The organism is Streptomyces curacoi, from assembly GCF_001513975.1.
GTDB classification, from domain to species: Bacteria; Actinomycetota; Actinomycetes; order Streptomycetales; family Streptomycetaceae; genus Streptomyces; species Streptomyces curacoi.
In genome coordinates this window covers 363,818-389,473 of record NZ_KQ947991.1, presented here as the reverse complement: position 1 = coordinate 389,473, position 25,656 = coordinate 363,818, and the positions used below count along the sequence as shown (strand labels likewise).

Genomic DNA, 25,656 nt, shown 5'->3' with positions numbered 1-25,656 from the left:
GTCAACGCACCGCCGGCCCTGGTGGGGTCGTTCAAGGGCGAACGTTAGGTATCCACTCATGCTGACCATTCTTGGCTTCGCCATGATCGCGACCTTCCTGGTCCTGATCATGATGAAGAAGATGTCACCGATCGCGGCGCTGGTGCTGATTCCGGCACTGTTCTGCGTCTTCGTCGGGAAGGGCGCCAAGCTCGGTGACTACGTCATCGAAGGCGTCACCAGCCTCGCCCCCACCGCGGCGATGCTCATGTTCGCGATCGTCTACTTCGGTGTGATGATCGACGTCGGCCTCTTCGACCCGATCGTCCGGGGCATCCTGAAGTTCTGCAAGGCCGACCCGATGCGGATCGTCGTCGGCACGGCGATCCTCGCCGCGATCGTCTCGCTCGACGGCGACGGCTCGACCACCTTCATGATCACCGTCTCGGCGATGTACCCGCTGTACAAGCGCCTGAAGATGAGCCTGGTCGTGATGACCGGTGTCGCCGCGATGGCCAACGGCGTGATGAACACCCTGCCGTGGGGCGGCCCGACCGCCCGAGCCGCCACCGCGCTCAAGCTCGACGCCAGCGACATCTTCGTCCCGATGATCCCGGCGCTCGCCGTCGGTCTGCTGGGCGTCTTCGTCCTCTCGTACTTCCTCGGCCTGCGCGAGCGCAAGCGCCTGGGCATGCTGACGCTGGACGAGGTCCTGGTGGAGGAGAAGATCGAGGAGAAGGAGACCGAGACGGTCCTGGCCGGCGCCGGCGCCGGCGCCGGTCCGGGTTCCGGTGCCTCGGGCGCGGGCAGGGCCACCGGTGGCTCCGGTTCCGGCACCGACGCCGAGGACGACGAGGACGGCGACGCGGAGCGCTTCCAGGTCCTCGACCCGAACCGCCCCACCCTGCGTCCCAAGCTGTACTGGTTCAACGCGCTGCTCACGGTCGCCCTGCTCACCGCCATGATCATGGAGTGGCTGCCGATCCCGGTGCTGTTCCTGCTCGGCGCCGCGCTCGCGCTCACCGTGAACTTCCCGCACATCCCCGACCAGAAGGCCCGCCTGGCCGCCCACGCCGACAACGTCCTGAACGTCTCCGGCATGGTCTTCGCCGCCGCCGTGTTCACCGGCGTCCTGCAGGGCACCGGCATGGTCGACCACATGGCCCGGTGGATGGTGGACGTCATCCCCGAGGGCATGGGCCCGCACATGGCCCTGGTCACCGGTCTGCTGAGCCTTCCGCTCACCTACTTCATGTCGAACGACGGCTTCTACTTCGGCGTCCTGCCGGTCCTCGCCGAGGCCGGCGCGGCGCACGGCGTCTCCCCGCTGGAGATGGCCCGCGCCTCCCTGGTCGGGCAGCCGCTGCACATGTCGAGTCCGCTCGTCCCGGCCGTGTACGTCCTGGTCGGCATGGCCAAGGTGGAGTTCGGCGACCACACCAAGTTCGTGGTGAAGTGGGCGGCGCTCACCTGCCTCATCATCCTCGCGGCGGGAATGCTCTTCGGCATCATCTGAACCCGCCGATCCGCAACCACCTTTCCCGGAGGACACGTTCATGGCGCCCGGTGGGAACCGCGGCTGGCTGCTCCGCCTCGTCATCGCCTTCAGCTTCGCGCAGGGGGCGGTGTCGATGGCCCGGCCCGCCGTGTCCTACCGGGCCCTCGCGCTGGGTGCGGACGAGCGGGCGGTCGGCGTGATCGCGGGTGTGTACGCCCTGCTCCCGCTCTTCGTCGCCGTCCCGCTGGGGCGCCTCACCGACCGGGGCCGGTGCGCTCCGCTCCTGCCCGTCGGAGTCGTCCTGATCTCCGGCGGCTGCGCGATGAGCGGCATCGCGAACTCCCTGTGGGCGATGGCGATCTGGTCCGGGGTGATGGGCCTCGGCCACCTCTGCTTCGTCATCGGTGCCCAGTCGCTCGTCGCCCGCCAGTCCGCCCCGCACGAACAGGACCGCAACTTCGGCCACTTCACCATCGGCGCCTCACTCGGCCAGCTGGTCGGCCCGATCGCCGCGGGTGCGCTGATCGGCGGCCGGGACATGGCGGGCACCAGCGCACTCGCCCTGCTGGTGGCGGGCGCGGGCAGCGCGGTCGCGCTCACCTCACTGTGGCGCACAGAGAGCCGTACGACGGCCAAGTCCCGTGCGGAACAAGGCGATCGCGTCTCCGTCGGACGCATCCTGCGGACCCGGGGCGTGCCCGCCGGCATCTTCATCAGCCTCGCCGTGCTGTCCGCGACCGACATCCTCACCGCCTACCTCCCGGTGGTCGGCGAACACCGCGGCATCGCGCCCTCCGTGATCGGCCTCCTGCTCAGTCTGCGCGCGGCGGCCACCATCGCGTGCCGCCTGGTCCTCACGCCCCTGCTGCGGCTGCTGGGCCGCACCCTGCTGCTGACCGTGACATGTCTGCTGGCGGCGCTGCTGTGCGCCGGGATCGCGCTGCCGGTGCCGGTGTGGGCGCTGGCCCTGATGCTGGCGGTGCTCGGGTTCTGCCTGGGCGTCGGCCAGCCGCTGTCCATGACGACGGTCGTCCAGGCGGCCCCCGACGGCGCCCGCTCCACCGCCCTCGCCCTGCGGCTGACCGGCAACCGCCTCGGCCAGGTGGCGGCGCCGGCGTCGGCGGGACTGGTCGCGGGCCTCGCGGGGGTGGCGGCGCCGTTCGTGATGCTGGGGGCGTTGCTGCTGCTGTCGGCGGGGATCGCGCTGCGGGCGCCGGTGCGGCCGGACGGGTCCGCAGGTGGCGCGCGGGAGCGGCCCAGGCGCTCGCGGTTCCGCCGTACGAGCGATATTTGACGGCGCGCCGGGGTCGGTGCGGCGCGTCGCAGTGCGCGTAAAGGAGAGTCAGGCGAAAGAGCGATTTGTATGAAAATCGTCTGATCTGAGGAGCGTGCATGCCGACACTGACACCCTCACGTACCTTCCGCGCCCGCGCGGGCGCCACAGTCGTCCTTGCCGCCCTCGCCGCGGCGGGCGCGTCGTGGGTGGCGGCGCCGACCGCGTCGGCCCAAGCGAACGGCGACATCAGGATCCACAGCGTGGGCATGCCCATCGGGACCCCGGACGACGAGGCGGTGGTCTGCAGGTTCTACCTCGACGCCGTCAACTTCGGTGAACTCACCTCGATCGACTACACGATCACGCCGCAGCCTCCGCTGCCCAGCGCCGCCACCGTCAGCGGCACCATCCAGCTCGCGGCGGGCGCAGGTCACACCACCACGCTGGGGCTGGCGGACGGGCAGTACATGCTCACCTGGACCGTGGACGTCACCGACACCAGGAGAAAGCTCTTCCGTGTCAGGTGCGGCGACAAGCGGGAGGGAAGGCACGGTCCGGAGGGGCGCATCGAGGACCACCGGCACGACGGCGAGGGCTGGGGGCGGGGCGACCACGGCCCCAAGGGCGGAGTGCACGCGGGCGGCGGCGGTCTCGTCGACACCGCGGCCGCGTACGCACCGGTGACCGCCGCGGCGGCCGTGGGCATCGGTGCCGTCGGCGGCACCGTGTACTTCCGGCAGAAGCGCCGGCGGCCCCATGGTGCCGCCTAGGCGCAGACGCAGGCCCTGGTACCGCACCCGCGCCTACCGCCTCACCAGGACGGCCCTGCTCACGGTCGTCCTGGTGACGGTGGTCCGGTGCGGGGGAGACACCGAGCCGACCGCACCGGAGCGAGCCGACGGCCCGGACACCCTGACCGCCGCCGGTCCGGACCGCCCCGCCCCCTCCACCCGCCCCACGGCCAAGCCCACGCCCCCGCCCCGCCCCCTGCCCCGCTCCCGGCCGACATCCGTGCGCATCCCGTCCCTGGGCATCGACGCCCCGATCATGGGGCTCGGGCTCACCAAGGACCAGGAGCTGGAGACACCTCCGATCGACGATCCGAAGCTGGTCGGCTGGTACCGGGGCGGCGCCACGCCCGGTGAGGCGGGCATCGCGATCGCCGTCGGCCACCGCGACACCAGGACCGGGCCCGCCGTCTTCGCCGGGCTGGCCCAGGTGAAGCCCGGCAAGAAGATCGAGGCGGCTCGCGAGGACGGCCGTACCGCCGTCTACACCGTGGACCGCGTGAAGGTCTTCGACAAGGCGGGCTTCCCCGACAAGGAGGTCTACGGCCCGGTCCGGCGCCCGGAGCTCCGCGTGCTCACCTGTGGCGGCCTCTTCAGCCACCGCACCGGCTACACCAGCAACGTGGTGGTCTTCGCCCACCTGACCGCGGTCCGCGAGCCGTCCGCGCCGCTCGCTCGGCGCTGAATGCGGGGGTCCGCTTTCTCACACCCTGGACTGCGGCGTCCGGTCCCGTCCCGTGTCTTCCCCCGGCCGCGCACATTCCGTTAACTTCCGTGACTCACAGGCCTCGTACGACCCGCACGAGGCCTTCGGACACACGGAGCAGCGGCGCTCCGGACAGCCCCCGGGGGCGGCAGCCATGACACGCGCCATCTCTCTGCACGACGTGAGCAAGAGCTACACCAAGGGTGTCCGCGTGGTGGACCGGCTCACGCTGGACATCGAGCCCGGCGAGTTCCTCGTCCTCCTCGGCCCCTCCGGCTGCGGCAAGTCCACCGTGCTCAGGATGATCGCCGGTCTGGAGGAGATCGACGAGGGCGAGCTGCTGCTGGACGGCGAGTACGCCAACGACCTGCTGCCGGCCGCGCGGCAGATGGCGATGGTCTTCCAGAACTTCGCCCTCTACCCGAACATGACCGGCCGCGACAACATCGGCTTCCCACTGCGCATCGAGTCGCCCGCCGCGGACCCGCGCCCGCGGGTGGACGCCACCGCCCGCATGCTGGGCATCGAGGACCTCCTCGACCGCTTCCCCGCCCAGCTGTCCGGCGGCGAACGCCAGCGCGTCGCCATGGGCCGGGCCATCGCCCGCCACCCCGCCGCGTTCCTGATGGACGAGCCGCTGTCCAACCTGGACGCCAAGCTCCGCAACCGCCTGCGCGCCGAGATCTCCGGCCTCACCCGGAAGCTGGGCGTCACCACGGTCTACGTCACCCATGACCAGGCCGAGGCGATGTCGCTCGGCGACCGGGTAGCCGTCCTGCGCGGCGGAGTCCTCCAGCAGGTCGGCACCCCGCGCTCGGTGTACGCGCTGCCCCGCAACGTCTTCGTCGCCGCCTTCATCGGCACCCCGCGCATCAACCTCCTGCGCGGCGTCGTGCGCGCCCCGCTGGACGGCGCGATGACCATCAGCCTCGGCAAGCAGTACCTCCGCCTGCCCGAACCACTGTCGCTGGACCACCAGTTGCTCCGCGTCCAGCAGGGCCGCGAGGTGATCGTGGGCCTGCGCTCGGAGGCGGTGCGCATATCCCCCGAGTTCTCGGCTTCGCTCGAACAGGGGGGACGTCCGTCGCCCGCCGCCGCCCGCCTCGGCGAGGTCCCGATCAACGGCCTGGTCGAGCACGTGGAGTTCCAGGGCCACGAGATCCTGGCCCACTTCAACACCGGCTCCAGTCCCGCCGTCGTACCCGACCTGGAGGCGCCGCGGCCAGTGGCCCGTCCCGCGAGGCGCCGCCGCCGTGCGGGCGGCACCGTCCTGGGCCACCTCAGGGAACGCGCGGGGGCCCTGCGCGCCGGCCCCGTCGTGGTCCTCGACCACCAGGCCGACGCCGGTCCCGATCCCGCCGCGCCGCCCGAGGGCCGCCTGCCCGGCGACCTCATCGTCCGCACCACCCCCGACATCGAACTCCGGCACGGCATGCACGTCCCCCTCCTCGTCGACTCCGCCCACCTGTTCGTCTTCGACCAGTACGGCGAACGCATCTGCCCGGCCCCGGCGCGCCTCCCCGACCTGGAGGAATGAATCGCGCCCGGTTTGGCTAGGTAGGGCCCATGAACCTCCACTTCACCCGAAATCGGGCAGTGTTCACCACGGTCGGCCTCCTGCTGGCCGCCACCGCGCCGACCGCGTACGCCACCCTCGACGGCGCCCCCGCGTCGACGCCGGCCGCGTCCTCCGTGCCGTCCCGGGGGAAGCCGTACGTCGAGACGCGGCTCTTCTTCGGTACCGCGCGCCCCGACGGCGGCCCCGCGGTCACCGACCGGCAGTTCATGGCGTTCGTCGACAAGGAGGTCACGCCGGACTTCCCGGACGGGCTGACCGTGCAGAGCGGGCGCGGGCAGTGGCGGGACGCGAGCGGGACGATCGAGAAGGAGAGGTCGTACGAGCTGGTCCTGCTCTATCCGGTGGGGGAGGCCGGGACGAGCGACCGGAAGGTCGAGGAGATCCGCCGGGCCTATGAGAAGGCCTTCGGGCAGGAGGCGGTGGGGAGGGTGGACGACAGGGTGGAGGTGGACTTCTGACGTCGTTCTGATCTCATGGGGTGTCTGGCGCCCAAAAACTATCGCCGCTAGTTTATGAGCCGGACTACGAGGCGGCTTGCCCAGGAGGAAGCGTGATGAAGGCACACGACGGCATGTACATCGACGGCGCCTGGCGCCCCGCCTCGGGCCCGGATGTGATCGAGGTGGTGAACCCGGCCGACGAGCAGGTCATCGGCCGGGTCCCGGCCGGTACCGCCCTGGACGTCGACACCGCCGTACGGGCCGCCCGCGCTGCCCTGCCGGCCTGGGCCGCGACCCCGCCCGCCGAGCGGGCCGCGCGGCTCACCGCCCTGCGGGACATCCTCGACGCCCGCAGGGACGAGATCGCCGAGACGGTCACCGCCGAACTCGGCTCGCCCCTGAAGTTCTCCCAGGCGGTCCACGCGGCCGTGCCGATCGCCGTCGCGGGCTCGTACGCCGAACTGGCGGCGACGTACGCCTTCGAGGAGAAGGTCGGCAACTCGACCGTGTACCACGAGCCCATCGGCGTGGTCGGCGCCATCACGCCCTGGAACTACCCGCTCCACCAGGTCGTCGCCAAGGTCGCCCCCGCACTGGCGGCGGGCTGCACCGTCGTACTGAAGCCCGCCGAGGACACCCCGCTGGTCGCCCAGCTCTTCGCCGAGGCGGTCCACGAGGCCGGCGTCCCCGCGGGCGTCTTCAACCTGGTCACCGGGCTCGGCCCGGTCGCGGGCCAGGCGCTCGCCGAGCACCCGCACGTCGACCTGGTCTCCTTCACCGGCTCCACCGCCGTCGGCCGGCAGATCGGCGCGGTGGCGGGCGCGGCCGTCAAGAAGGTCGCCCTGGAGCTGGGCGGCAAGTCCGCCAACGTCATCCTGCCGAGCGCCGACCTGGCCAAGGCGGTCAACGTCGGCGTCGCCAACGTCATGTCCAACTCCGGGCAGACGTGCAGCGCCTGGACGCGCATGCTGGTGCACCGGGACCAGTACGACGAGGCCGTGGAGCTGGCCGCTGCCGCCGCCGCGAAGTACGGCGAGCGCATCGGCCCGGTGGTGAGCGCCAAGCAGCAGGCACGGGTGCGCGGCTACATCGAGAAGGGCGTGGCCGAGGGGGCGCGACTCGTCGCGGGCGGCCCCGAAGCGCCGCGCGAGCGGGGCCACTTCGTCAGCCCGACCGTGTTCGCCGACGTCACACCCGAGATGACCATCGCGCAGGAGGAGATCTTCGGCCCGGTCCTGACGGTCCTGAGGTACGAGGACGAGGCGGACGCGCTGCGGATCGCCAACGGCACGGTGTACGGCCTCGCGGGCGCCGTCTGGGCGGGGGACGAGGCGGAGGCGGTGGCCTTCGCGCGCCGTATGGACACCGGGCAGGTCGACATCAACGGCGGCCGCTTCAACCCCCTCGCCCCCTTCGGCGGCTACAAGCAGTCGGGTGTCGGCCGGGAGCTCGGCGCGCACGGCCTGGCCGAGTACCTCCAGACCAAGTCCCTGCAGTTCTGACGCCAGTTCCAAGGTTTCCACGGTTCAAGGGAGTCGCCCGTCATGGCCGTCCGCGCCGCCGTCCTGCCCGCCATCGGTGCCCCGCTGGAGGTCACCGAGATCGACCTGCCCGACCCCGGCCCCGGCCAGGTCCGCGTCCGGCTCGCCGCCGCCGGCGTGTGCCACTCCGACCTGTCCCTGTCCAACGGCACCATGCGGGTCCCGGTCCCCGCGGTCCTAGGCCATGAGGGCGCGGGCACGGTCGTCGCCGTCGGCGAGGGCGTCACCCGTGTCGCGCCCGGCGACGGCGTCGTCCTCAACTGGGCGCCGTCCTGCGGCGGTTGCCACGCCTGCCGCCTCGGCGAGGTCTGGCTGTGCGCCAACGCGCTGAACGGCGCCGCCGACGTGTACGCCCGTACCGCCGCGGGCACGGACCTCCACCCCGGCCTGAACGTCGCCGCGTTCGCCGAGGAGACGGTCGTCCCGGCGTCCTGCCTCCTGCCGCTCCCGGACGGCATCCCGCTCACCGACGCCGCCCTGCTGGGCTGCGCCGTCCTCACCGGCTACGGCGCCGTGCACCACTCGGCGCGGGTCCGCGCGGGGGAGTCGGTCGCGGTGTTCGGCGTCGGCGGTGTGGGGCTGGCCGCCCTCCAGTCGGCCCGGATCGCGGGCGCCGCGAAGATCGTGGCGGTCGATGTCTCCCCGGAGAAGGAGGAGCTGGCCCGCGCGGCGGGAGCCACCGACTACGTGGTCGCCGCCGAGAACACCGCCCGCGAGATCCGGGGCCTGACGGACAGGCAGGGCGTGGACGTGGCCGTCGAGTGCGTGGGCCGCGCGAGCACGATCCGTACGGCCTGGGACTCCACCCGGCGCGGCGGCCGCACCACGGTCGTCGGCATCGGCGGCAAGGACCAGCAGGTCACCTTCAACGCCCTGGAGATCTTCCACTGGGGCCGGACCCTCTCCGGCTGCGTCTACGGCAACTCCGACCCGGCGCGCGACCTGCCCGTGCTGGCCGAGCACGTACGGGCGGGCCGCCTGGACCTGGGTGCCCTGGTGACGGAACGGATCGGCCTGGAGGGTATCCCGGCGGCGTTCGAGAACATGCTGGCGGGCAAGGGCGGCAGAACGCTGGTGGTCTTCTAGCGCCGCTCCCGCCCTCCCTGCGTGCGCCCCGGTCTCCGTGCGAGGCCGGGGCCTCAGGCATGCCCGGATCCCGCTCTCGATGCCGTGTACAGGCAAAAGTCCTGCTGTCCGACCCGTTGACGTCCATACCGTCCGGTCAGTACGTTCCCCGGAACCCGAGCCACCCCCCGTTCCGTCCCCGCACCCACCGGAGTGTGCACGCATGGACACGGCACCTTCCGCCCAGCCGCTCACCCCTACCGCTCCCACCGTCGGCAACCGCCGCCGCGTCGCCACCGCCGCGGCGCTCGCCTCGGCGGTCGAGTGGTACGACTACTTCGTCTTCGGCATCGCCGCCGCCCTGGTCCTCGGTGACCTGTACTTCCCGGCCGGCAGCCCCACCGCCGGCGTCCTCGCCTCCTTCGCCACCTTCGCCGTCGGCTTCCTGGCCCGCCCCCTCGGCGGCATCGTCGCCGGACAACTCGGTGACAAGCGCGGCCGCAAGCCGATGCTGGTCCTCGCGCTGACCCTCATGGGCCTCGCCACCACCGGCATCGGCCTGCTCCCGACGTACGAGACCATCGGCGTCGCCGCCCCGATCCTGCTGGTCCTCTTCCGCGTGCTGCAGGGCATCGCCGTCGGTGCCCAGTGGGGCGGCGCGATGCTGATGGCCACCGAGTACGCCCCCGAGGGCAAACGCGGCATCTACGGCAGCTTCGTCCAACTCGGCGTCCCCATCGGCGTGGTGACCGCCAACACGGTGTTCCTGCTGGCCGGAGCGTTCACGACCGACGCCGCGTTCGCGGCCTGGGGCTGGCGGGTACCGTTCCTCGTCGGCCTGTTCGTCCTCGTGCTCGCCTGGTACATCCACACGCGCGTCGAGGAGACCCCCGAATTCCGCGAGGCGGAGAAGAAGCTGGCCGAGCAGGAGAAGGCCGAGCAGTCCTCCCCGCTGCGCACGATCCTGAAGGACCACCTCGGCACGGTGCTCCTCGCCGGCGGCTCCTTCGCCGTGAACACCGCCACCTTCTACATCATCATCACCGGCGTGCTCGACTACACGACCCGCGAACTCGGCATGAAGCGCAGCGCCGTCCTCACCGTCTCGCTCTGCATCAGCCTCACCCAGCTCGTGCTGATCCCGGCCGCAGCCGCCCTCTCCGACAGGATCGGCCGCATCCGGATCTACGCGCTCGGCGCGGCCGGCATCGCCCTGTGGGCCGTACCGATGTTCCTGCTGATCGACACCGGCTCGCTGCTGTGGCTCGCGGTCGGCACCTTCGTCACCAGCTGCTTCCTCAGCATCATGTACGGCCCCCAGGCCGCCCTGTTCGCCGAGCTGTTCACGCCCGAGATGCGCTACACCGGCGCCTCCCTCGGCTACCAGATCGCGGCCGTGCTCGGCGGCGGACTCGCCCCGTTCGTCATGGTGCTGCTGCTGGAGGCAACGGGCACCTCGATGGCGGTCTCCGGCTACATCATCGGTCTGGCGGTGATCGCCCTGCTGTCCATCAAGGTCCTTGCGGACAGGGCGCGTTCACGCTGATTCCCGGGCCTGCTCGGGTCGTGGCGCGGCCGCCACGACCCGAGCCGCTCGCCGCCGGGACCGCGACACGGCGACCCCCGCCAGACACAGCGCCCCGCCCACCAGCGTGAGCGGCCCCGGCACCTCGCCCAGCGCCAGCCAGGACATCAGCACCACCAGCGCGGGCACCGCGTACGTGGTCGCGCCCATGCTGCTGGCGGTCGTACGGGCCAGGGCGTACGCCCATGTGGTGAAGGCGAGCGCCAGCGAGAAGACGCCCAGGTAGACCATGTTGAGCGTCGCGGAGACGGGGGCGTGGGCCGCCTCGCTGATCAGCTGCCCGGTGAACGGCAGGCACAAGGCCGCGCCGACCAGACACCCGTACGTCGTCACCTGCAGGGCGCTCGCATGGGCGAGTGCCGGCTTCTGCGCCACGACACCGCCCGCGTACCCGACCGCGGCCAGCAGGCACAGCACCACCCCGAGCACCGAGGAACCGCCCCCGCCCGACATCGACAGACCCACGGTCACCGCACCGGCGAACGACACCGCCATCCCGGCCAGCAGCCGCGGCGGCATCGGGTCACCGAGCAGCCGGGCGCCCAGCAGCGCGATGAGGATGGGCCCGATGTTCACGACGAGAGCCGCCGTACCGGCGTCCACCTGCTGCTCGCCCCAGTTCAGCACGACGCTGTAGAAGCCGAACCACAGCAGGCCCGATATCGCGATCCCGGGCCAGGCCGCCCTGGGAGGCAGCCCCTCCCGACGGACGAGGCAGATGACCCCCAGCACCAGGGCGCCGACGAGCAGCCGCCCCAGCGCGAGCGCCCCCGGCGAGTACTCGGAGCCCGCGCTGCGGATGGAGACGAAGGCGGAGGCCCAGAGGACGACGGTGACGGTGGCTGCGCCGGCGGCCAGGAGTTCGGTACGGCGGGGGTTCATCATGCTCCTGAGGCTAGGAAACCAGGGCTTCGGAAGCTCGCGGATTTCGGACGGGGCGTAAGGGGCGCTCAGCGCAGCGTCGCCTCATCGATGCCCAACAGCTCGGACAGCGCCCGCTCTCCGGCCGCCGTCACCTTCACCGCCCGTTCGGAGCCGATGCGTACGCACCACCCCGCGTCCAGGGCGTGACGGCACAGGGCCGCGCCGGCGACGCCTGCCAGGTGCGGGCGGCGCTCGGTCCAGTCGAGGCAGGCGCGGGCCAGTGGACGTCGGCCCCCGCGGTCGAGGTGGATACCGGCCGCGTCGAACCACCGCAGTCCCGCGTCCGTGAGCGCGAACCCCGTGTCCTGGACGAGCAGCCCGCGCACGGTCAACGCGTCGGTGACCGCGATGCCGAGCCGCCCGGCCAGATGGTCGTAGCAGGTGCGGCCCCGTGTCATGGCGGACCCCGCGCTGGACTCCCGCAGGTTCCGGGGCCGTACGACGGCACTCGGCGCCACCTGCGCGGCCAGGTCCTCCACGAGCTGGGCGACTCGCGCGTCGGCCAGCCGTACATACCGATGCCGGCCCTGCCGCTCCTCGGCCAGCAGCCCGCCCGAGACGAGCTTGCCCAGGTGCTCGCTGAGCGTCGACGCGGCCACCCCGGCGTGCCGTGCCAGCTCACCGGCGGTCCAGGCCCGTCCGTCGAGCAGCGCCAGCAGACAGGCGGCCCGGGTCTCGTCGGCGATGAGTCCGGCGAGCCGGGCCAGCCGGGACGCCTGGGGATGCCTGGTGGTCATGGACCCCAGCATGCGGCACGGACACTTCGGCGCCCGCCGAAATATGGCTAGGTGGCTCGCGCGACCTGCTCGTACTGCCGCGCCAAGCCGTCCAGCAGCGCGGTCAGGCCCGTCTCGAAGGCCCGTTCGTCGATCTTCTCCTGCTGCTCGGCCAGGAGATGGGCCTGCCCGAGGTGGGGGTAGTCGGCGGGGTCGTACGCGCTCGCGTCGTCCACGAAGCCCCCGGCGAACGACCCGAGCGCCGAGCCCATGATGAAGTACCGCATCAGCGCGCCGATGGACGTGGCCTGCGCCGGCGGCCAGCCCGCCGCCACCATCGCGCCGTAGACGGCGTCGGCGAGCCGCAGCGCGGCCGGGCGGCGGCCGGGGCCGCGGGCCAGCACCGGGACGATGTTCGGGTGGTCGCGCAGAGCCGCCCGGTAGGAGACGGCCCAGTCGTGCAGCGCGGTCCGCCAGTCCCGGCCGTCCTCGAACATCGACAGATCGACCTGGGCGCTCACCGAGTCGGCGACCGCCTCCAGGATCTCGTCCTTGGTGCGGAAGTGGTTGTAGAGGGACGGCCCGCTCACGCCCAGTTCGGCGGCGAGCCGGCGCGTGGAGACGGCCGCGAGGCCCTCCGCGTCGACGAGTTCGCGCGCCGTCTCGACGATCCGGTCGTAGCTGAGGAGGGGCTTGCGCGGTCGGGCCATGGCGCACATAGTAGGGCTGCCCAACGGAAACTAGCAGTGCTAATTTAAAGGTACGGCTTTCAATCGACGGCTTTCGGCGTCCACCGTCTGTGGGGTGACTCGGCATGAATCTGGAGCTCAGCGAGGAGCAGAGCGCCGTCCGGCGGCTCGCCCGGGACTTCGTGGACCGCGAGATCGCCCCCAACGCCGTCGCGTGGGACCGTGCTGAGGAAGTGGACCGCGCCATCGTCAAGAAGCTCGGCGAGGTCGGCTTCCTGGGGCTGACCATCGACGAGGAGTACGGCGGCTCGGGCGGCGACCACCTCGCGTACTGCCTGGTCACGGAGGAGCTGGGGCGCGGGGACTCGTCCGTGCGCGGCATTGTCTCCGTCTCGCTCGGCCTGGTCGCCAAGACCGTCGCCGCCTGGGGGAGCGAGGAGCACAGGCGCCGCTGGCTGCCGGGGCTCACCTCCGGCGAGTACGTCGGCTGCTTCGGCCTCACCGAGCCGGGCACCGGCTCCGACGCGGGCAACCTCGCCACGCGGGCGGTGCGCGACGGCGACGACTACGTCATCAACGGCACCAAGATGTTCATCACCAACGGCACCTGGGCCGACGTCGTCCTGCTCTTCGCCCGCTCCACCGACGCGCCCGGCCACAAGGGCGTCTCCGCCTTCCTGGTCCCCACCGACGCCCCGGGCCTGACCCGCCGCACCATCCACGGCAAGCTCGGCCTACGCGGCCAGGCCACCGCCGAGCTGGTGCTTCAGGACGTACGCGTGCCCGCCGCGGCCATGGTGGGGGAGGAGGGCAAGGGCTTCTCGGTCGCGATGTCGGCCCTGGCGAAGGGGCGGATGTCGGTCGCGGCCGGGTGCGTGGGCATAGCTCAGGCGGCGCTGGACGCGGCTGTCCGGTACGCCGGTGAGCGCGAGCAGTTCGGCAAGCCCATCGCCCACCACCAGCTGGTGCAGGAGCTGATCAGCGACATCGCCGTCGACGTGGACGCGGCCCGGCTGCTGACCTGGCGGGTCGCCGACCTGATCGACCGCGGGCTGCCCTTCGCCGTGGAGTCCTCCAAGGCCAAGCTGTTCGCCTCGGAGGCCGCCGTCCGCGCCGCCAACAACGCCCTCCAGGTCTTCGGCGGCTACGGCTACATCGACGAGTACCCGGCGGGCAAACTGCTGCGCGACGCCCGCGTGATGACCCTCTACGAGGGCACCAGCCAGATCCAGAAGCTGGTCATCGGGCGGGCGTTGACGGGGGTTTCGGCGTTCTGAGTTCTGAGTACCGGCTGAGTACTTCAGCGGATGTGGCCGCCGCCACAACCGCCGACCCTGTTCCCCATGAGTGACACACCGGTCAAGCAGCAGAGTACGGCCGCCTTCTACGGCCAGGCGGTCGCGTCCTTCGCGGTCGCCATGGCCGCCACCGCCATCGGCATCTTCCAGCTGAACGCGGACGCCTGGGTGCGCGGCTTCCTCGCGATCGCGGTCCTCTACCTGGTCACGTCGGCGTTCACCCTCGCCAAGGTCATCCGGGACCGTCAGGAGGCCGGGCAGATCGTCAGCCGGGTCGACCAGGCGAGGCTGGAGAAGCTGCTCGCCGAGCACGACCCGTTCGAGAAGCTCTGAGCCCCGAGAAGCTCTGAGCCCCGAGAGGCTCACGGCGCGCCCGTACGGACGCCTCCGACCGTCCCGCTAAGCGCTCGCTCAGTATCGGCGGTATGGTGGTGGCTCTGTCAGCGAGAGGGGCGAGTGAGCGATGAGTACGGCGGAGGAGACGGCCGGCGGCGAGACGTCGGCGTGGGGTGAGGTCACGCCCGACGCGGCCCGGCGGCTGCTGATCGCCGCCGTGGAGGCCTTCGCCGAGCGCGGCTACCACGCCACGACGACCCGCGACATCGCGGGCCGCGCCGGCATGAGCCCGGCCGCGCTCTACATCCACTACAAGACCAAGGAAGAGCTGCTCCACCGCATCAGCAGGATCGGCCACGAGAAGGCCCTGGAGATCCTGCAGACGGCGGCCCGGCGCGAGGGCGGCCCGGCCGAGCGGCTCGCCGACGCGGTGAGCTCCTTCGTCCGCTGGCACGCCGGGGGACGCACCACCGCGCGGGTCGTGCAGTACGAGCTGGACTCGCTCGGCCCGGACGCCCGCGCCGAGATCCTCGCCCTGCGCCGGCAGTGCGACGCCGAGGTGCGCGGGATCATCGAGGACGGCGTGGCGGCCGGCGACTTCGACGTGCTGGACGTGAAGGGCACCACCCTCGCCGTCCTCTCGCTCTGCATCGACGTGGCCCGCTGGTTCAACGTCGACGGCCCCTGGACTCCCGACGAGGTCGGCTCGCTCTACGCCGACCTCGTGCTGCGGATGGTGGGAGCGAAGTAGGGCCTGCCGGCTCGCGGGTTACAGGTAGTACCGCGAGACGGACTCGGCGACGCACACGGGCTTGTCCCCGCCCTCGCGCTCCACGCTGAACGCGACGGTGACCTGGACGCCGCCCGTCACGTCCTCCACGCCGGTGAGGGTGGCGGTGGCGCGCAGCCGCGAGCCGACCGGCACCGGTGCGGGGAAACGTACCTTGTTCGTCCCGTAGTTGACGCCCATCTTCACGCCCTCGACCTTGATGAGCTGGGGCCCGAAGAGCGGGAGCAGCGACAGCGTGAGGTACCCGTGCGCGATGGTGGTCCCGAAGGGCCCCGCGGCGGCCTTCTCGGGGTCGACATGGATCCACTGGTGATCACCGGTGGCCTCCGCGAACAGATCGATCCGCTTCTGGTCGACCTCCAGCCAGTCGGTGTATCCCAGCTGCTCGCCCACCGCCGCCTTCAGATCGTCGGCGGACGTGAAGATCCTCGGCTCTGCCATGTCCTGGCCTCTCGCGTCGCGTACCTCAGGGAGTGAATGCCTAAGCAACTGCTTAGCATGGTAGCGGGCGGAGCCCCTGTCAACGGACCCGGGCCGTGACACGGTAGGTAAGTTTGGGGCGTGCCCCAGATCCCCGAGAAGATTCACGAGCTCACGGTCGGCCAGCTCGCCGCCCGCAGCGGTGCCGCCGTCTCCGCCCTGCACTTCTACGAGTCCAAGGGCCTGATCAGCAGCCGCCGCACCTCCGGCAACCAACGCCGCTACACCCGTGACACCCTCCGCCGGGTCGCCTTCGTCCGGGCGGCGCAGCGCGTCGGCATCCCCCTGGCCACGATCCGCGAGGCCCTCGCCGAACTCCCCGAGGAGCGCACCCCCACCCACGAGGACTGGGCCCGCCTTTCGGAGGCCTGGCGCTCGGAACTGGACGAACGCATCAAGCAACTGAACCGTCTGCGGGACCACTTGACCGACTGCATCGGCTGCGGCTGCCTCTCCCTGGACAGCTGCGTCCTGTCCAACCCGGACGACGCCTTCGGCGAGCGGCTCACGGGGTCGCGGCTGATGGCGGAGCCGGGGGGCCGGCAGAAGGGGGGACCGGGCAGGGCCGGGCGGCGGGGGCAGGAGGCCGGGGACCGCTGCTGACACGCTGCGCTCGCTTGGCCGTTGGTCGCCTATGAGCTCGGGGCCGCGGAATCGCCGGCGGCTGTGGGTCGTGGGTGGCTGGTCGCGCAGTTCCCCGCGCCCCTAAGGGCGCTGTAGCAGCGGCAGCCCGCCGGCGCGGGCAAGCGATCCGACCCGTGCGCCGGCCCCCGCGCCGGGCCCCTGCCAACCGGCCGCCCCGACTCACTCGTACTCCGTCCCACCCTTCCGGGTCAGATACGCCGGACTGACAGCCTTGGCGATCGCCCTCCCGCCCGTCACCGCGCTGTACCGCTCGACAACCGGCCGTATCACCACGCCCTCCCGCAGATGCAGCTCCCGCCCCGAGACCGTCTCCCGCCCCGTGGCGACCTCCAGCACCCGCTCGATGTCGAACGGCCCCTCGAACAGCCGCGGCACCAAAGGCAGTTCCCCGTCCAGCACCTCCGCCGCGTCCAGCCACCGCACCTGCCCGTCGATCTCCACGGAGACGTCGAACACGGCGTACCCCAACGTCTCCCGGCGCCCATCGGCCCCGTACGTCAGGTCCTGCACGCCCGCCCCGAACACCTCCCCGAAGATCCCGACCCGCCGCGCCCCCAACCGCTCGGCGAGCCGAGCCGCGGCCTCGGCGACACCGTGCCCCCGCACCGCCCGCCAGTACAGATTGCGCGGGTCCTCCTTCAGCGCCAGCGACTTCGCCCCGAACCCCTTGGAGGACACGTACACCCGCTCCTCGTCGGCGACATAGGTCAGCAGGCACGCCGACCCGTGCAGCTTCTCGGTCAGCACGACCGGCTCACCCGGCGCGAAGACGTCCGGGTAGCGCTGGATGTTCTCGATGTCGACCCACGGCAGCAGATCCGGCGCCGACTCCACCTCGCCGGACATCGTGGGCGGGATCGGCGGCACCCACTTGGTGATGCCGAGCACCCCGGCGAAGTCGGTGCCCTCCGCCGCCGCCCGCGCCAGATCGACGTCGGCCAGCGCCTTCGGCCGGCACACGATCCCCTGCGACAGCTCTCCGCGCAGCCGGACCGCCTTGACCCGGTCGGCCCTGCTCCCCGAAAGCCGCCCGGTCAGCCCCAGTTCCTCGATCAGCTCGGCCGGCAGCACGGACTGCTCGGGGATGTACACGGCGGCCTCACCGGTGCGGTACGCGCCCTTGGCGACGACGGCCCGGTACAGACCCACCTGGGCCAGCTCCAGTGCGTCGGCGTTCGGATGCTCGTGGACGGTCAGCACTTCGGCGGTGACGCGCAGCGTCGACATCGGGGACTCCTCGGTCTTCCTCAGGTGTGTTTCATCGCCCCCAACTGTCCGGACGAGAAAGGGCTGGAGCGAACGGATTAGCGGCTGCTATCGTCGCGATCTTCGGCCGGCGGCTGCGGGACTCCGCCACGCACGGAGTCCTGACGGGACCGCCCCCCATGCCCTCACCCGCCCTTGCCGCCGCCCTCGCGGACATCGACACGGTCTTCAACGGGTTCGCCAGCCCTACGGAGACCGGCTGCGAGCGCTGCTTCGACCCGGAGGAGACGGCCTATCTGCGCACGCCGTACACGCGCGTGCCGGCCGACCTGGTCCGCAGGTTCGTCTACAAGGTCCCCGGTCACTTCGAGGACCACGCCGCCGTGATGCGGCGCCTGCTGCCGCAGGCGGCTCGGGCGATGGCGGACGGCAGCATGGACGTGGCGTGGTGGGGGCACGGGCTGACCCGCGTGAACTGGCGCTCCTGGCCGACGGACCAGTCCGATGCCATCCAGGCCTTCCTGACGGCCTGGTGGCAGGACGCCCTCGCGACCCCCGAGCCGCCGCACCCGATCACGGATGTGTTCGACTGCTGTTCCGCGATCGCCGGGACCGTGACCCCTTTCCTGGCCGAGTGGATCCGGCATCCCGTCGCCGACGCTCATCTCGTGACCTGCGCACGCCGGTGGCGCACCGACCTCCTCGCCGATGACCTGCCGCTCATGTGCTGGTCCGACGAGGGCCAGGAGGCGGCCGTCACGGAGCTTCAGTCCTGGTTCGCTCGCAGTGCTTCCGCTCGCCTCCGTGCCCTGGGCGAGCCCGACCTCGCGACGGAGGCGGAACTCCTCGCCCTGCCCTACGACGAACGCTGGGCCCACCCGTACTGGTTCAACGCCTGGCCCACCAACTGAGCGTTCGACGCGGCCCGTCGACCGTCCGGCAGGACCAGCGTGTCCTCCAGGCCGATGCGGGTCGCCAGCCCCAGCCGCCCCGCCAGCCGCAGCACCGGCCAGGCACCCCCGTCCTGCCCGTGCAGCAGCACCGGGCGGCCGAACGCCGGCCCGAGGTCGGCCAGCAGCGCACGCGCGGTCTCCTCGGCCGTCTCCGCCGAGGTGTCCGTCACCTCCGCCAGCACCCGCAGCACCTTCGGCCCCAGCGGCGAGGCGGCGAACCGCGCCGCCCCGTCCGTCCCGGACCAGATGCCGGCCTCGACGCCCACGCCTCGCTCGATCAGAGCCGCGGCCACGTCTTCGGCGCCGTCTTCATGCCAGTTGACCGAGGCGTGGTCCGGCAGCAGCGTCCAGCTCCGGATGCGCTCCACTCGCGCCGCCGCATCCGGTTCCGCCCACGCGCCCGTGGTCACCCCGACCGGCACCGGCACCCGGGCCCGTATCGCATCCAGGACCGGCGCGAGTACACGCGGCGACAGGCTGTCCTGCCCGCAGGGCGTCTTGGGGTGGACATGCACGTCCGTGGCCCCGGCTCCGACGGCCGCGGCGGCGGACTCGGCCATGGCCTCCGGTGTGAGGGGCACCATCGCCCCGTCGGCGCCCCCTCGGGGCCCGTTCAGACAGACCTGGATCATGTCTCGATGGTGCCGGACGCCACTGACAACGGCGGCTGGGAGGAACATGCTGAGAGGGCATGCTGAGAGACCTGCTGCGAGGACATCGGACCATCGGCAGGAGGGGGTGCGGCATCCCCGGCGCACCCCCGTCGTACTAGGCGGACACGAGCAGTCGCCGTTCGCGCCGCGATGCCGCCAGCGCTTCGGGCGTGAGAACCGGACGCGGCACCACGATTCCGCAGTCCGTGCAGACCGGGCCCGACGACGGTTCATGGGCCAGGTCGTACTTCCAGGTCAGCCGCTCCCCGCCGCACACCGGGCACTCCGCACCCGGTTCGCGCTCCAGCGCGGAGATCAGCCGGCGCAGCACCTCGGCCAGCGGTTCATGCGGGTGGACCCGGGGGTCGTCGCACCAGGCGACGCCGAAGCCGCCCCAGGTCAGCCGGTGCCAGTCGTCCACACTGCCCGGCCTGCGCAGTCCGTCGTGCTTCTCCCTCTTGCGCCGCTCGGCGAACTCGACCTCATAGGCCAGCCAGACCGAACGCGCCTCCTCCAGTTCGTCCAACGCGGCCACGAGCCGCGCCGGATCGGGGGACCGGTCCTCCGGACCGAATCCCGCCCGGGAGCACAAGTGGTCCCAGGTCGCCCTGTGCCCGTACGGAGCGAACCGCTCAAGGCACTTACGCAGCGAGTAGCGCCGCAGCGCGAGATCGCACCGCGGGTCGCGCACCTGTCTCGCCAGACTCCGGAAACCGGCCATCGCCCTGCACCTCCGTCACACCTGCACCTGTACTTCGGTCACTTCGGCGGTCGTCGCACGGACTTCGTACGACGTTGACGAATAGACGTATCGACATGCGATTCGGCTCCATCCGATTTCCGATGACCGCCCCAGCGGGTCCTGGTGACTCCAAAAAGTGACGCATGTTCATCTTCAATCCCGGGGATACCGCCGGTAACATCCCGGCTCACCCCCACGTCGGTAGGAGCTGCCATGCCGCGGCGTATCCCACGCAACGCCCCAGCCAGACTGAGAACTCCCCGCAGATTCCCCGGGTTCCTGAAGACCGCATCCATATGCACGCTGATTGCCGGTCTTTTGTCGCCTCTTTCCCAGGCGGCGACCGCGCCCGAGGCCGCGGCGGCCGGGGCGGCGGCCGTCGGCGACCACTGCGGGAACCAGTGTTCCGACATCCTGCCGCCGGGCCAGAACGGCAACGCCACCCTCGCCCAGATCCTGCTCAACCAGGCCTTCGGCAGCATGCCGGAACACGCCTCGGACCAGCTGGGCCCCTACGCGAACCTGGCCAAGGGCTACTCCGGACTCACCAACGCGACGATCAACAACTTCTTCAACGACGCCTCGTTCGGTGTCCCGGCCGACCAAGTCGCCTCCACCGTGAAGCCCGCCGACCGCAGCGATGTGACGATCGTCCGCGACAAGAAGACGGGTGTGCCGCACATCACCGGTACCACCAGATACGGCACGGAGTTCGGCGCCGGCTACGCGGCCGCCCAGGACCGGCTGTGGCTGATGGACGTCTTCCGCCACGTCGGACGCGGACAGCTGACCTCCTTCGCCGGCGGCGCGCCCTCCAACCAGGGCCTTGAGCAGCAGTTCTGGCGCAACGCCCCCTACACCGAGGCCGATCTCCAGGCCCAGATCGACAACGCCGTCGCCTCGAACGGCGAACGCGGGAAGCTGGCCCTCGCCGACGCCAAGGCCTACCTCGACGGCATCAACGCCTACATCGACGCCTCCGACAGCGGCCGCTACTTCCCCGGCGAGTACGTCCTGACCGGCCACAAGGACTCGGTGACCAACGCCGGGAAGATCGAGCGCTTCAAGATCACCGACCTGGTCGCGCTCGGCTCCGTCATCGGCGCCCTGTTCGGCTCCGGAGGCGGCGGCGAGGTCAACAACGCCATCTCCCTGCTGGCCGCCCAGGAGAAGCACGGCGTGGCCGAGGGGACCAGGCTCTGGGAGTCGTTCCGTATGCGCAACGACCCCGAGGCGGTCGTCACCGTCCACGACAAGAGCTTCCCGTACGCCACCAAGCCCGCCGACCCCCAGGGCGAGGCCCTGCCCGACGCCGGCTCGGTGACCGAGGAACAGCTCGTGTACGACCGTACGGGCAGCGCGGCCGGCTCCGCCGCGACCGGCGCCTCGGCCACGGCCGCCGCGGCGGCCACGAGCTCGGCCAAGCGGGGCATGTCCAACGCCCTCGTGGTGAGCGGCGAGCACACCGCCAGCGGCCACCCGGTCGCCGTCTTCGGCCCGCAGACCGGCTACTTCGCGCCCCAGCTCCTGCTGCTCCAGGAGATCCAGGGCCCGGGCATCAGCGCCCGCGGCGCCTCCTTCGCGGGCCTGAGCATGTACGTCGAACTGGGCCGCGGCCAGGACTACTCGTGGAGCGCCACCACCTCCGGCCAGGACATCATCGACACCTACGCCGTCGAGCTGTGCCAGGACGACCACCACTACCTCTACCGAGGCACCTGCACGCCGATGGAGAAGGTCGAGCAGAAGAACGCCTGGAAGCCGACGACCGCCGACAGCACGCCCGAGGGCTCGTACACGATGCGGGTCTGGCGCACGAAGTACGGTCCCGTGACGCACCGCGCGACCGTCGACGGCAAGAAGGTCGCCTACACCACCCTGCGCTCGTCCTTCATGCACGAGGCCGACTCGATCATCGGCTTCCAGATGCTGAACGACCCGGACTACGTCAAGGGCCCGGAGGACTTCCAGAAGGCGGTGCAGCACATCAACTACACCTTCAACTGGTTCTACGCCGACTCCGAGCACACCGCCTACTACAACAGCGGTGACAACCCGGTGCGGGCGGCCGGCGTCGACGCGGAGTTCCCGGTGTGGGCGCGGCCGGCGTACGAGTGGCGGGGCTGGGACCCGGCGACGAACACCGCCGACTACACCCCGCCGTCGGCCCACCCCAACTCCATCGACCAGGACTACTACATCTCCTGGAACAACAAGCAGGCCAAGGACTACACGACCGCACCCTGGGGCGACGGCTCGGTCCACCGCGGCAATCTCCTGGAGAACCGGGTGAAGAAGCTCGTCGCCGCGGGCGGCGTGACCCGGGCCTCGCTGGTGAAGGCGATGGCCGACGCGGGTCTTGCCGATCTGCGGGCGGAGGACGTCCTGCCGGATCTGCTCAAGGTCGTGGGCAGCTCCCCGGTGACCGACTCCACGGCCGCCGCGGCCGTGAGCAAGCTCCAGGCGTGGGTCTCCGCGGGCGCCAGGCGCACCGAGACGTCGGCGGGTTCGAAGACGTACGCCGACGCCGACGCGATCCGCATCCTGGACGCCTGGTGGCCGCTGCTGGTGAAGGCCGAGTTCGAACCGGGCCTCGGCAGCGAGCTGTACGCCGCGATGACGAACAACCTGCCCATCGACGAGTCCCCGTCCGCCGGGCACGGACCGACCGGCTCGCACGCCGGAAGCTCCTTCCAGTACGGCTGGTGGAGCTATGTCGACAAGGACATCCGAGCGGTGCTCGGTGAGTCGGTGCAGGGCCCGCTCGACCGGAAGTACTGCGGCGGGGGCAGCCTGAGCGCCTGCCGGAACATCCTGATCAGCACCCTGAAGGAGGCGGCCGGCAAGACCGCGGCCCAGGTCTACCCCGGCGACGACCAGTGCTCGGCGGGCGACCAGTGGTGCGCCGACTCGATCGTCCACCGCACCCTGGGCGGCATCAAGCACGGCAAGATCAGTTGGCAGAACCGGCCGACGTATCAGCAGGTCGTGGAGTTCACGTCACATCGGTGAACGGCGGCGTCCGACCGGTTGTTGACGCCGGCCGGTCAACGCTCCCCGGCGGCGGGTTCAGCGGATGCGGCCCGCCGTCAGCACCAGCTGCGCCAGCTCCCGGTGCACGATGTCGCTGTGCGCTCCCGCCGGCGGCCCGCCACGTCTGACGACCGCCGCCGCGTCGACGTTCACGCACCCCGACCCGGGCAGCGTGGCCCGCAGCGCGTCGGCCAGCTCGTACGACTTCGTCCCCGGCACGGCCTGCACCCCGTCGTGCCCCATCGCACCCCACTTCGCCCCCAGCATCCGGCCGATGTCCAGGGCCGCGATCCCCCGCGCGTCCCCCGCCATGCGGGAGGCCAGCGGATACATGGTCGACAGGGCCGAGTCGTGCCGCGAGTAGCAGCACACCAGCGGTCCGTCGATACGGTTGTGCTGGCCCTCCAGCACCCCGCCCGCCCGCGCGTCGTGCGGCAGCCGGGACGCGAACGCGTAGTGGGAGAAGGCGCCCTGAAGCAGGGTCACCGACTTCACCGTGCGCACGCCCTTCGGCAGCCCGCGCAACGCGAACGACACCAGCCGCGCACCGAAGCTGTGCCCGACGAGATGCACCCGCACCTCGGACGCCCGCGCGGCCAGCTGCCCGACCACCCGGCCGAGCCCACGCTCACCGACCGTCCCCGCGCGCCGCTTCATGGCGTAGTACGTCGCCTGCCGCAGCAGCTCGTGCGCGCCCTCCCACGGGTTCGGCAACGAGAACGAGGCCGCGCCGTCCGGTGCCTCCAGAAGCGTCAGCGCCTGCGCGAACTCCTCGCACACGGCCGCGGTCGACCCCGAGAACATGGCCGGTGAGTTCTGCGGCACCCCCTCGGCCAGCGTGTCCGCGGCGAACAGCGCCTGTGGCCCCGGCGGTACGACGTCCACCAGCATCCGCACCAGGCGCCCGAACTCCTCCAACTCCGCTTCCTCGCGCGGCTGCTGGTCCAGCAGCCGCGCGAGCTGGTCGATGACGGTCGCCCGCCCGGGGAACGTCTCCAGCAGCGCGTGCCGTGTGTCCTTGTCGAGCGTCGGCCGAGGAGGCAGCTCGGCCGCCACGGCCCGCGGAAAGTCCGGGATCGGCTCGTCCGAGAACCGCATCGACGGCCAGACCACGCCCACGTATCCGATCCTCGCGCCCGGAGCGAGCCCCGGGACCGGTGCGAAGAAGCGGTCGTAGAGCCGGGTCGCCCCCGAGCGGTCGTTGTTCCAGCCGTGCGCGAAGACGATCAGATCACGGACGCCGTGCCGCGCCACCCCGGCCAGCAGCCGGTCGCGCTTCCCGGCGTCCGGATCCCCCTCCGCGTCGAAGGTCAGCTCCCAGTAGGGAGTCACGCTCACTGCCGGATTCGCCATCCCAGGCCCCCTCGTCCCCCGTAGCGGTGCGATACGGGCGCATCGTCCTGCTGCCGGGCGCGATTGGCCATACGTCGTCACTCATCCGGGGGGCACATCCGGGGCGCTCATTTGTACAGCAGGTACTCCCTGCGCATCCGCCGGAACGCCGCCAGCTCCTCCTGCCAGCCCGCCACCACCTCGTCGGCGCTCGCGCCCGCGTCGATCATCGTGCGCACCCGGGTGGAACCGGTGAGCTTGTCGATCCAGTTGTCCGCTCGCCAACCGAAGCCGCTCCAGACCTTCTTGGCCGTCACGAGCAGGGCGATCCCGGTGCGGACCGGGTCGTACGCGGCCCGGTCGTGCACATGGATCTGTACGCCGCCGATGGTCTTGCCCTGGAATTTCGAGAAGGTGGGCGCGAAGTACGCCTCCCTGAAGTGGACGCCGGGAAGGCCGAGTTCACTGGCCGCGGCGGCCCAGCGTCCGTCGATGCCCTCCGCGCCAAGCAGCTCGAACGGCCGTGTCGTCCCGCGCCCCTCCGACAGGTTCGTGCCCTCGAAGAGACACGTCCCCGCATACACCAGCGCGGTGTCCGGGGTCGGCATGTTCGGGCTCGGCGGCACCCAGGGCAGGCCCCAGGCGTCGTAGAACTCGGACCGCTTCCAGCCCGTCATCCGTACGGTCGTCAGCGGCACCGGCGCGGTCAGGAACTCCCCGTTGAACAGCCGCGCCAGCTCCGCGACCGTCATCCCGTGCGCCTGCGCGATCGGCTGCCTGCCGATGAACGTGGCGAACTCCTTGTGGAGCACCGGCCCCTGGGCCGCCCGCCCGGTCACCGGGTTCGGGCGGTCGAGCACGACGAAGCGCTTGCCCGCCAGCTGCGCTGCCTCCATGCAGTCGTACAGGGTCCATATGTAGGTGTAGAAGCGTGCGCCCACGTCCTGGATGTCGAAGACGACGGTGTCCACGCCGGACGCGGTGAAGATGTCGGCGAGGGGGCGGCCGCTCTTGAGGTAGGTGTCGTAGACCGGCAGGCCGGTCGCCGGGTCGTCGTAGCGGCCTTCGGAGCCGCCTGCCTGGGCGGTGCCGCGGAAGCCGTGTTCGGGGCCGAAGACGGCCCCCAGGTTCATCCTTTTGTCGGCGTGCATGACGTCCACGACGTGGCGGACGTCCCGGGTTACGCCGGTGGGGTTGGTGACTATGCCGACGCGCTGGCCGCTGAGTCGCGCGTAGCCCGTTGCCGCGAGGTTCTCGAAGCCGGTACGGAGTTGTCTGTGGCGCTCGGCCGCGGTGGCGAGGGGTGCCGAAGGCAAGGTTGCTGCCGCCGTTGTCGCTGCGAGGAGAGCTCGTCTGGATAGGCGCATGGTCTGCACGTTAAGTGCTCCCGCAGGTTGTGGGG

General features: G+C 71.4%; 24 protein-coding genes. 15 read left to right on the top strand and 9 right to left on the bottom strand.

The features are described from left to right. Window positions 1-58: 58 nt before the first annotated feature. The 9 genes from AQI70_RS27670 (at window position 59) to AQI70_RS27630 (ending at window position 10,418) form a co-directional block, all read left to right on the top strand. Entirely contained in the window at window positions 59-1,495 is a 1,437-nt protein-coding gene (locus AQI70_RS27670) for a CitMHS family transporter (protein ID WP_062154748.1), read from the top strand. A gap of 40 nt (window positions 1,496-1,535) precedes the next feature. Then, window positions 1,536-2,771 (top strand): MFS transporter, encoded by a 1,236-nt coding sequence (locus AQI70_RS27665; protein WP_062154746.1) that lies wholly within the window; start codon window positions 1,536-1,538, stop codon window positions 2,769-2,771. A gap of 98 nt (window positions 2,772-2,869) precedes the next feature. Beyond that, on the top strand, window positions 2,870-3,523 hold the full coding sequence (locus AQI70_RS27660) for a hypothetical protein (protein ID WP_062154744.1): 654 nt from the start codon (window positions 2,870-2,872) through the stop codon (window positions 3,521-3,523). Beyond that, window positions 3,510-4,226, top strand: a complete 717-nt coding sequence (locus AQI70_RS27655; RefSeq protein ID WP_062154743.1) for a class F sortase — start codon at window positions 3,510-3,512, stop codon at window positions 4,224-4,226. The genes AQI70_RS27660 and AQI70_RS27655 overlap by 14 nt, the downstream gene beginning before the upstream one ends. A 175-nt stretch (window positions 4,227-4,401) precedes the next feature. Next, a complete protein-coding gene (locus AQI70_RS27650) occupies window positions 4,402-5,784 on the top strand; it encodes an ABC transporter ATP-binding protein (RefSeq protein WP_062154741.1) in 1,383 nt (460 codons plus the stop codon). Window positions 5,785-5,813: 29 nt separating this feature from the next. Further along, entirely contained in the window at window positions 5,814-6,284 is a 471-nt protein-coding gene (locus AQI70_RS27645; RefSeq protein ID WP_062154739.1) for a DUF3574 domain-containing protein, read from the top strand. Between the two features lie 95 nt (window positions 6,285-6,379). Next, complete coding sequence (locus tag AQI70_RS27640; protein ID WP_062154737.1) at window positions 6,380-7,768, top strand: aldehyde dehydrogenase family protein; 1,389 nt, start codon at window positions 6,380-6,382, stop codon at window positions 7,766-7,768. 42 nt (window positions 7,769-7,810) lie between these two features. Beyond that, window positions 7,811-8,893, top strand: coding sequence for a Zn-dependent alcohol dehydrogenase (locus tag AQI70_RS27635; RefSeq protein ID WP_062154735.1), 1,083 nt, complete (start codon window positions 7,811-7,813; stop codon window positions 8,891-8,893). Between the two features lie 202 nt (window positions 8,894-9,095). Then, on the top strand, window positions 9,096-10,418 hold the full coding sequence (locus tag AQI70_RS27630; protein ID WP_062154729.1) for an MFS transporter: 1,323 nt from the start codon (window positions 9,096-9,098) through the stop codon (window positions 10,416-10,418). Here AQI70_RS27630 and AQI70_RS27625 read toward each other — a convergent pair. From AQI70_RS27625 to AQI70_RS27615, 3 genes are all read right to left on the bottom strand, one after another. Then, entirely contained in the window at window positions 10,410-11,339 is a 930-nt protein-coding gene (locus AQI70_RS27625; RefSeq protein ID WP_167358922.1) for a DMT family transporter, read from the bottom strand. The genes AQI70_RS27630 and AQI70_RS27625 overlap by 9 nt on opposite strands. Window positions 11,340-11,407: 68 nt before the next feature. Continuing rightward, window positions 11,408-12,130, bottom strand: a complete 723-nt coding sequence (locus AQI70_RS27620) for an ArsR/SmtB family transcription factor (RefSeq protein ID WP_107117092.1) — start codon at window positions 12,128-12,130, stop codon at window positions 11,408-11,410. 35 nt (window positions 12,131-12,165) lie between these two features. Continuing rightward, on the bottom strand, window positions 12,166-12,807 hold the full coding sequence (locus AQI70_RS27615) for a TetR/AcrR family transcriptional regulator (RefSeq protein ID WP_037890190.1): 642 nt from the start codon (window positions 12,805-12,807) through the stop codon (window positions 12,166-12,168). Between the two features lie 104 nt (window positions 12,808-12,911). On the opposite strand from AQI70_RS27615, the gene AQI70_RS27610 reads away from it, so the two are divergent. The 3 genes from AQI70_RS27610 to AQI70_RS27600 all read left to right on the top strand — a co-directional run bounded on the left by AQI70_RS27610 (window position 12,912) and on the right by AQI70_RS27600 (window position 15,171). Then, window positions 12,912-14,063, top strand: a complete 1,152-nt coding sequence (locus AQI70_RS27610) for an acyl-CoA dehydrogenase family protein (protein WP_062154725.1) — start codon at window positions 12,912-12,914, stop codon at window positions 14,061-14,063. Window positions 14,064-14,129: 66 nt separating this feature from the next. Further along, window positions 14,130-14,417 (top strand): YiaA/YiaB family inner membrane protein, encoded by a 288-nt coding sequence (locus AQI70_RS27605; RefSeq protein ID WP_004002456.1) that lies wholly within the window; start codon window positions 14,130-14,132, stop codon window positions 14,415-14,417. 130 nt (window positions 14,418-14,547) lie between these two features. Then, window positions 14,548-15,171: a TetR/AcrR family transcriptional regulator gene (locus tag AQI70_RS27600; protein WP_062154723.1), complete on the top strand. Its 624-nt coding sequence runs from the start codon at window positions 14,548-14,550 to the stop codon at window positions 15,169-15,171. A gap of 18 nt (window positions 15,172-15,189) precedes the next feature. On the opposite strand, the gene AQI70_RS27595 is transcribed toward AQI70_RS27600, so the two are convergent. Beyond that, entirely contained in the window at window positions 15,190-15,651 is a 462-nt protein-coding gene (locus AQI70_RS27595) for a MaoC family dehydratase (RefSeq protein ID WP_062154721.1), read from the bottom strand. Between the two features lie 120 nt (window positions 15,652-15,771). Here AQI70_RS27595 and soxR point away from each other — a divergent pair, with 120 nt between their 5' ends. Beyond that, window positions 15,772-16,293 (top strand): redox-sensitive transcriptional activator SoxR, encoded by a 522-nt coding sequence (soxR, locus tag AQI70_RS27590; RefSeq protein WP_062154719.1) that lies wholly within the window; start codon window positions 15,772-15,774, stop codon window positions 16,291-16,293. A 201-nt stretch (window positions 16,294-16,494) separates the two neighbouring features. Here the strand turns inward: soxR and AQI70_RS27585 are convergent, their stop codons facing one another. After that, complete coding sequence (locus tag AQI70_RS27585; RefSeq protein WP_062154717.1) at window positions 16,495-17,562, bottom strand: RNA ligase (ATP); 1,068 nt, start codon at window positions 17,560-17,562, stop codon at window positions 16,495-16,497. Between the two features lie 158 nt (window positions 17,563-17,720). Here AQI70_RS27585 and AQI70_RS27580 point away from each other — a divergent pair, with 158 nt between their 5' ends. Next, entirely contained in the window at window positions 17,721-18,452 is a 732-nt protein-coding gene (locus AQI70_RS27580; RefSeq protein ID WP_062154715.1) for a hypothetical protein, read from the top strand. On the opposite strand, the gene AQI70_RS27575 is transcribed toward AQI70_RS27580, so the two are convergent. Further along, the gene (locus AQI70_RS27575; protein WP_062154713.1) at window positions 18,398-19,126 is read right to left on the bottom strand and encodes a 3-keto-5-aminohexanoate cleavage protein; all 729 of its coding nucleotides are present in this window, start codon (window positions 19,124-19,126) and stop codon (window positions 18,398-18,400) included. The genes AQI70_RS27580 and AQI70_RS27575 overlap by 55 nt on opposite strands. A gap of 136 nt (window positions 19,127-19,262) precedes the next feature. Next, complete coding sequence (locus tag AQI70_RS27570) at window positions 19,263-19,868, bottom strand: hypothetical protein (RefSeq protein ID WP_004002462.1); 606 nt, start codon at window positions 19,866-19,868, stop codon at window positions 19,263-19,265. 234 nt (window positions 19,869-20,102) lie between these two features. Here AQI70_RS27570 and AQI70_RS27565 point away from each other — a divergent pair, with 234 nt between their 5' ends. Next, a complete protein-coding gene (locus tag AQI70_RS27565) occupies window positions 20,103-22,901 on the top strand; it encodes a penicillin acylase family protein (RefSeq protein ID WP_079051504.1) in 2,799 nt (932 codons plus the stop codon). Between the two features lie 57 nt (window positions 22,902-22,958). On the opposite strand, the gene AQI70_RS27560 is transcribed toward AQI70_RS27565, so the two are convergent. Both AQI70_RS27560 and AQI70_RS27555 read right to left on the bottom strand, forming a co-directional pair. Continuing rightward, on the bottom strand, window positions 22,959-24,275 hold the full coding sequence (locus tag AQI70_RS27560; protein WP_062154709.1) for a hypothetical protein: 1,317 nt from the start codon (window positions 24,273-24,275) through the stop codon (window positions 22,959-22,961). A 107-nt stretch (window positions 24,276-24,382) separates the two neighbouring features. After that, window positions 24,383-25,621, bottom strand: a complete 1,239-nt coding sequence (locus AQI70_RS27555) for an exo-beta-N-acetylmuramidase NamZ family protein (RefSeq protein WP_062154966.1) — start codon at window positions 25,619-25,621, stop codon at window positions 24,383-24,385. Window positions 25,622-25,656 lie beyond the last annotated feature (35 nt).

Excerpts from the sequence above, each read along its gene's own strand:
- AQI70_RS27650 (WP_062154741.1), top strand. The coding sequence starts at position 4,402 with ATGACACGCGCCATCTCTCTGCACGACGTGAGCAAGAGCTACACCAAG.
- AQI70_RS27660 (WP_062154744.1), top strand. The coding sequence starts at position 2,870 with ATGCCGACACTGACACCCTCACGTACCTTCCGCGCCCGCGCGGGCGCC.
- AQI70_RS27635 (WP_062154735.1), top strand. The coding sequence starts at position 7,811 with ATGGCCGTCCGCGCCGCCGTCCTGCCCGCCATCGGTGCCCCGCTGGAG.
- AQI70_RS27605 (WP_004002456.1), top strand. The coding sequence starts at position 14,130 with ATGAGTGACACACCGGTCAAGCAGCAGAGTACGGCCGCCTTCTACGGC.
- AQI70_RS27655 (WP_062154743.1), top strand. The coding sequence starts at position 3,510 with ATGGTGCCGCCTAGGCGCAGACGCAGGCCCTGGTACCGCACCCGCGCC.
- AQI70_RS27585 (WP_062154717.1), bottom strand. The coding sequence starts at position 17,562 with ATGTCGACGCTGCGCGTCACCGCCGAAGTGCTGACCGTCCACGAGCAT.
- AQI70_RS27580 (WP_062154715.1), top strand. The coding sequence starts at position 17,721 with ATGCCCTCACCCGCCCTTGCCGCCGCCCTCGCGGACATCGACACGGTC.
- AQI70_RS27620 (WP_107117092.1), bottom strand. The coding sequence starts at position 12,130 with ATGCTGGGGTCCATGACCACCAGGCATCCCCAGGCGTCCCGGCTGGCC.
- AQI70_RS27570 (WP_004002462.1), bottom strand. The coding sequence starts at position 19,868 with ATGGCCGGTTTCCGGAGTCTGGCGAGACAGGTGCGCGACCCGCGGTGC.
- AQI70_RS27625 (WP_167358922.1), bottom strand. The coding sequence starts at position 11,339 with ATGAACCCCCGCCGTACCGAACTCCTGGCCGCCGGCGCAGCCACCGTC.
- AQI70_RS27670 (WP_062154748.1), top strand. The coding sequence starts at position 59 with ATGCTGACCATTCTTGGCTTCGCCATGATCGCGACCTTCCTGGTCCTG.
- AQI70_RS27640 (WP_062154737.1), top strand. The coding sequence starts at position 6,380 with ATGAAGGCACACGACGGCATGTACATCGACGGCGCCTGGCGCCCCGCC.
- AQI70_RS27610 (WP_062154725.1), top strand. The coding sequence starts at position 12,912 with ATGAATCTGGAGCTCAGCGAGGAGCAGAGCGCCGTCCGGCGGCTCGCC.
- AQI70_RS27565 (WP_079051504.1), top strand. The coding sequence starts at position 20,103 with ATGCCGCGGCGTATCCCACGCAACGCCCCAGCCAGACTGAGAACTCCC.
- AQI70_RS27595 (WP_062154721.1), bottom strand. The coding sequence starts at position 15,651 with ATGGCAGAGCCGAGGATCTTCACGTCCGCCGACGATCTGAAGGCGGCG.
- AQI70_RS27630 (WP_062154729.1), top strand. The coding sequence starts at position 9,096 with ATGGACACGGCACCTTCCGCCCAGCCGCTCACCCCTACCGCTCCCACC.
- AQI70_RS27665 (WP_062154746.1), top strand. The coding sequence starts at position 1,536 with ATGGCGCCCGGTGGGAACCGCGGCTGGCTGCTCCGCCTCGTCATCGCC.
- AQI70_RS27645 (WP_062154739.1), top strand. The coding sequence starts at position 5,814 with ATGAACCTCCACTTCACCCGAAATCGGGCAGTGTTCACCACGGTCGGC.
- AQI70_RS27560 (WP_062154709.1), bottom strand. The coding sequence starts at position 24,275 with ATGGCGAATCCGGCAGTGAGCGTGACTCCCTACTGGGAGCTGACCTTC.
- AQI70_RS27555 (WP_062154966.1), bottom strand. The coding sequence starts at position 25,621 with ATGCGCCTATCCAGACGAGCTCTCCTCGCAGCGACAACGGCGGCAGCA.
- AQI70_RS27575 (WP_062154713.1), bottom strand. The coding sequence starts at position 19,126 with ATGATCCAGGTCTGTCTGAACGGGCCCCGAGGGGGCGCCGACGGGGCG.
- AQI70_RS27600 (WP_062154723.1), top strand. The coding sequence starts at position 14,548 with ATGAGTACGGCGGAGGAGACGGCCGGCGGCGAGACGTCGGCGTGGGGT.
- AQI70_RS27615 (WP_037890190.1), bottom strand. The coding sequence starts at position 12,807 with ATGGCCCGACCGCGCAAGCCCCTCCTCAGCTACGACCGGATCGTCGAG.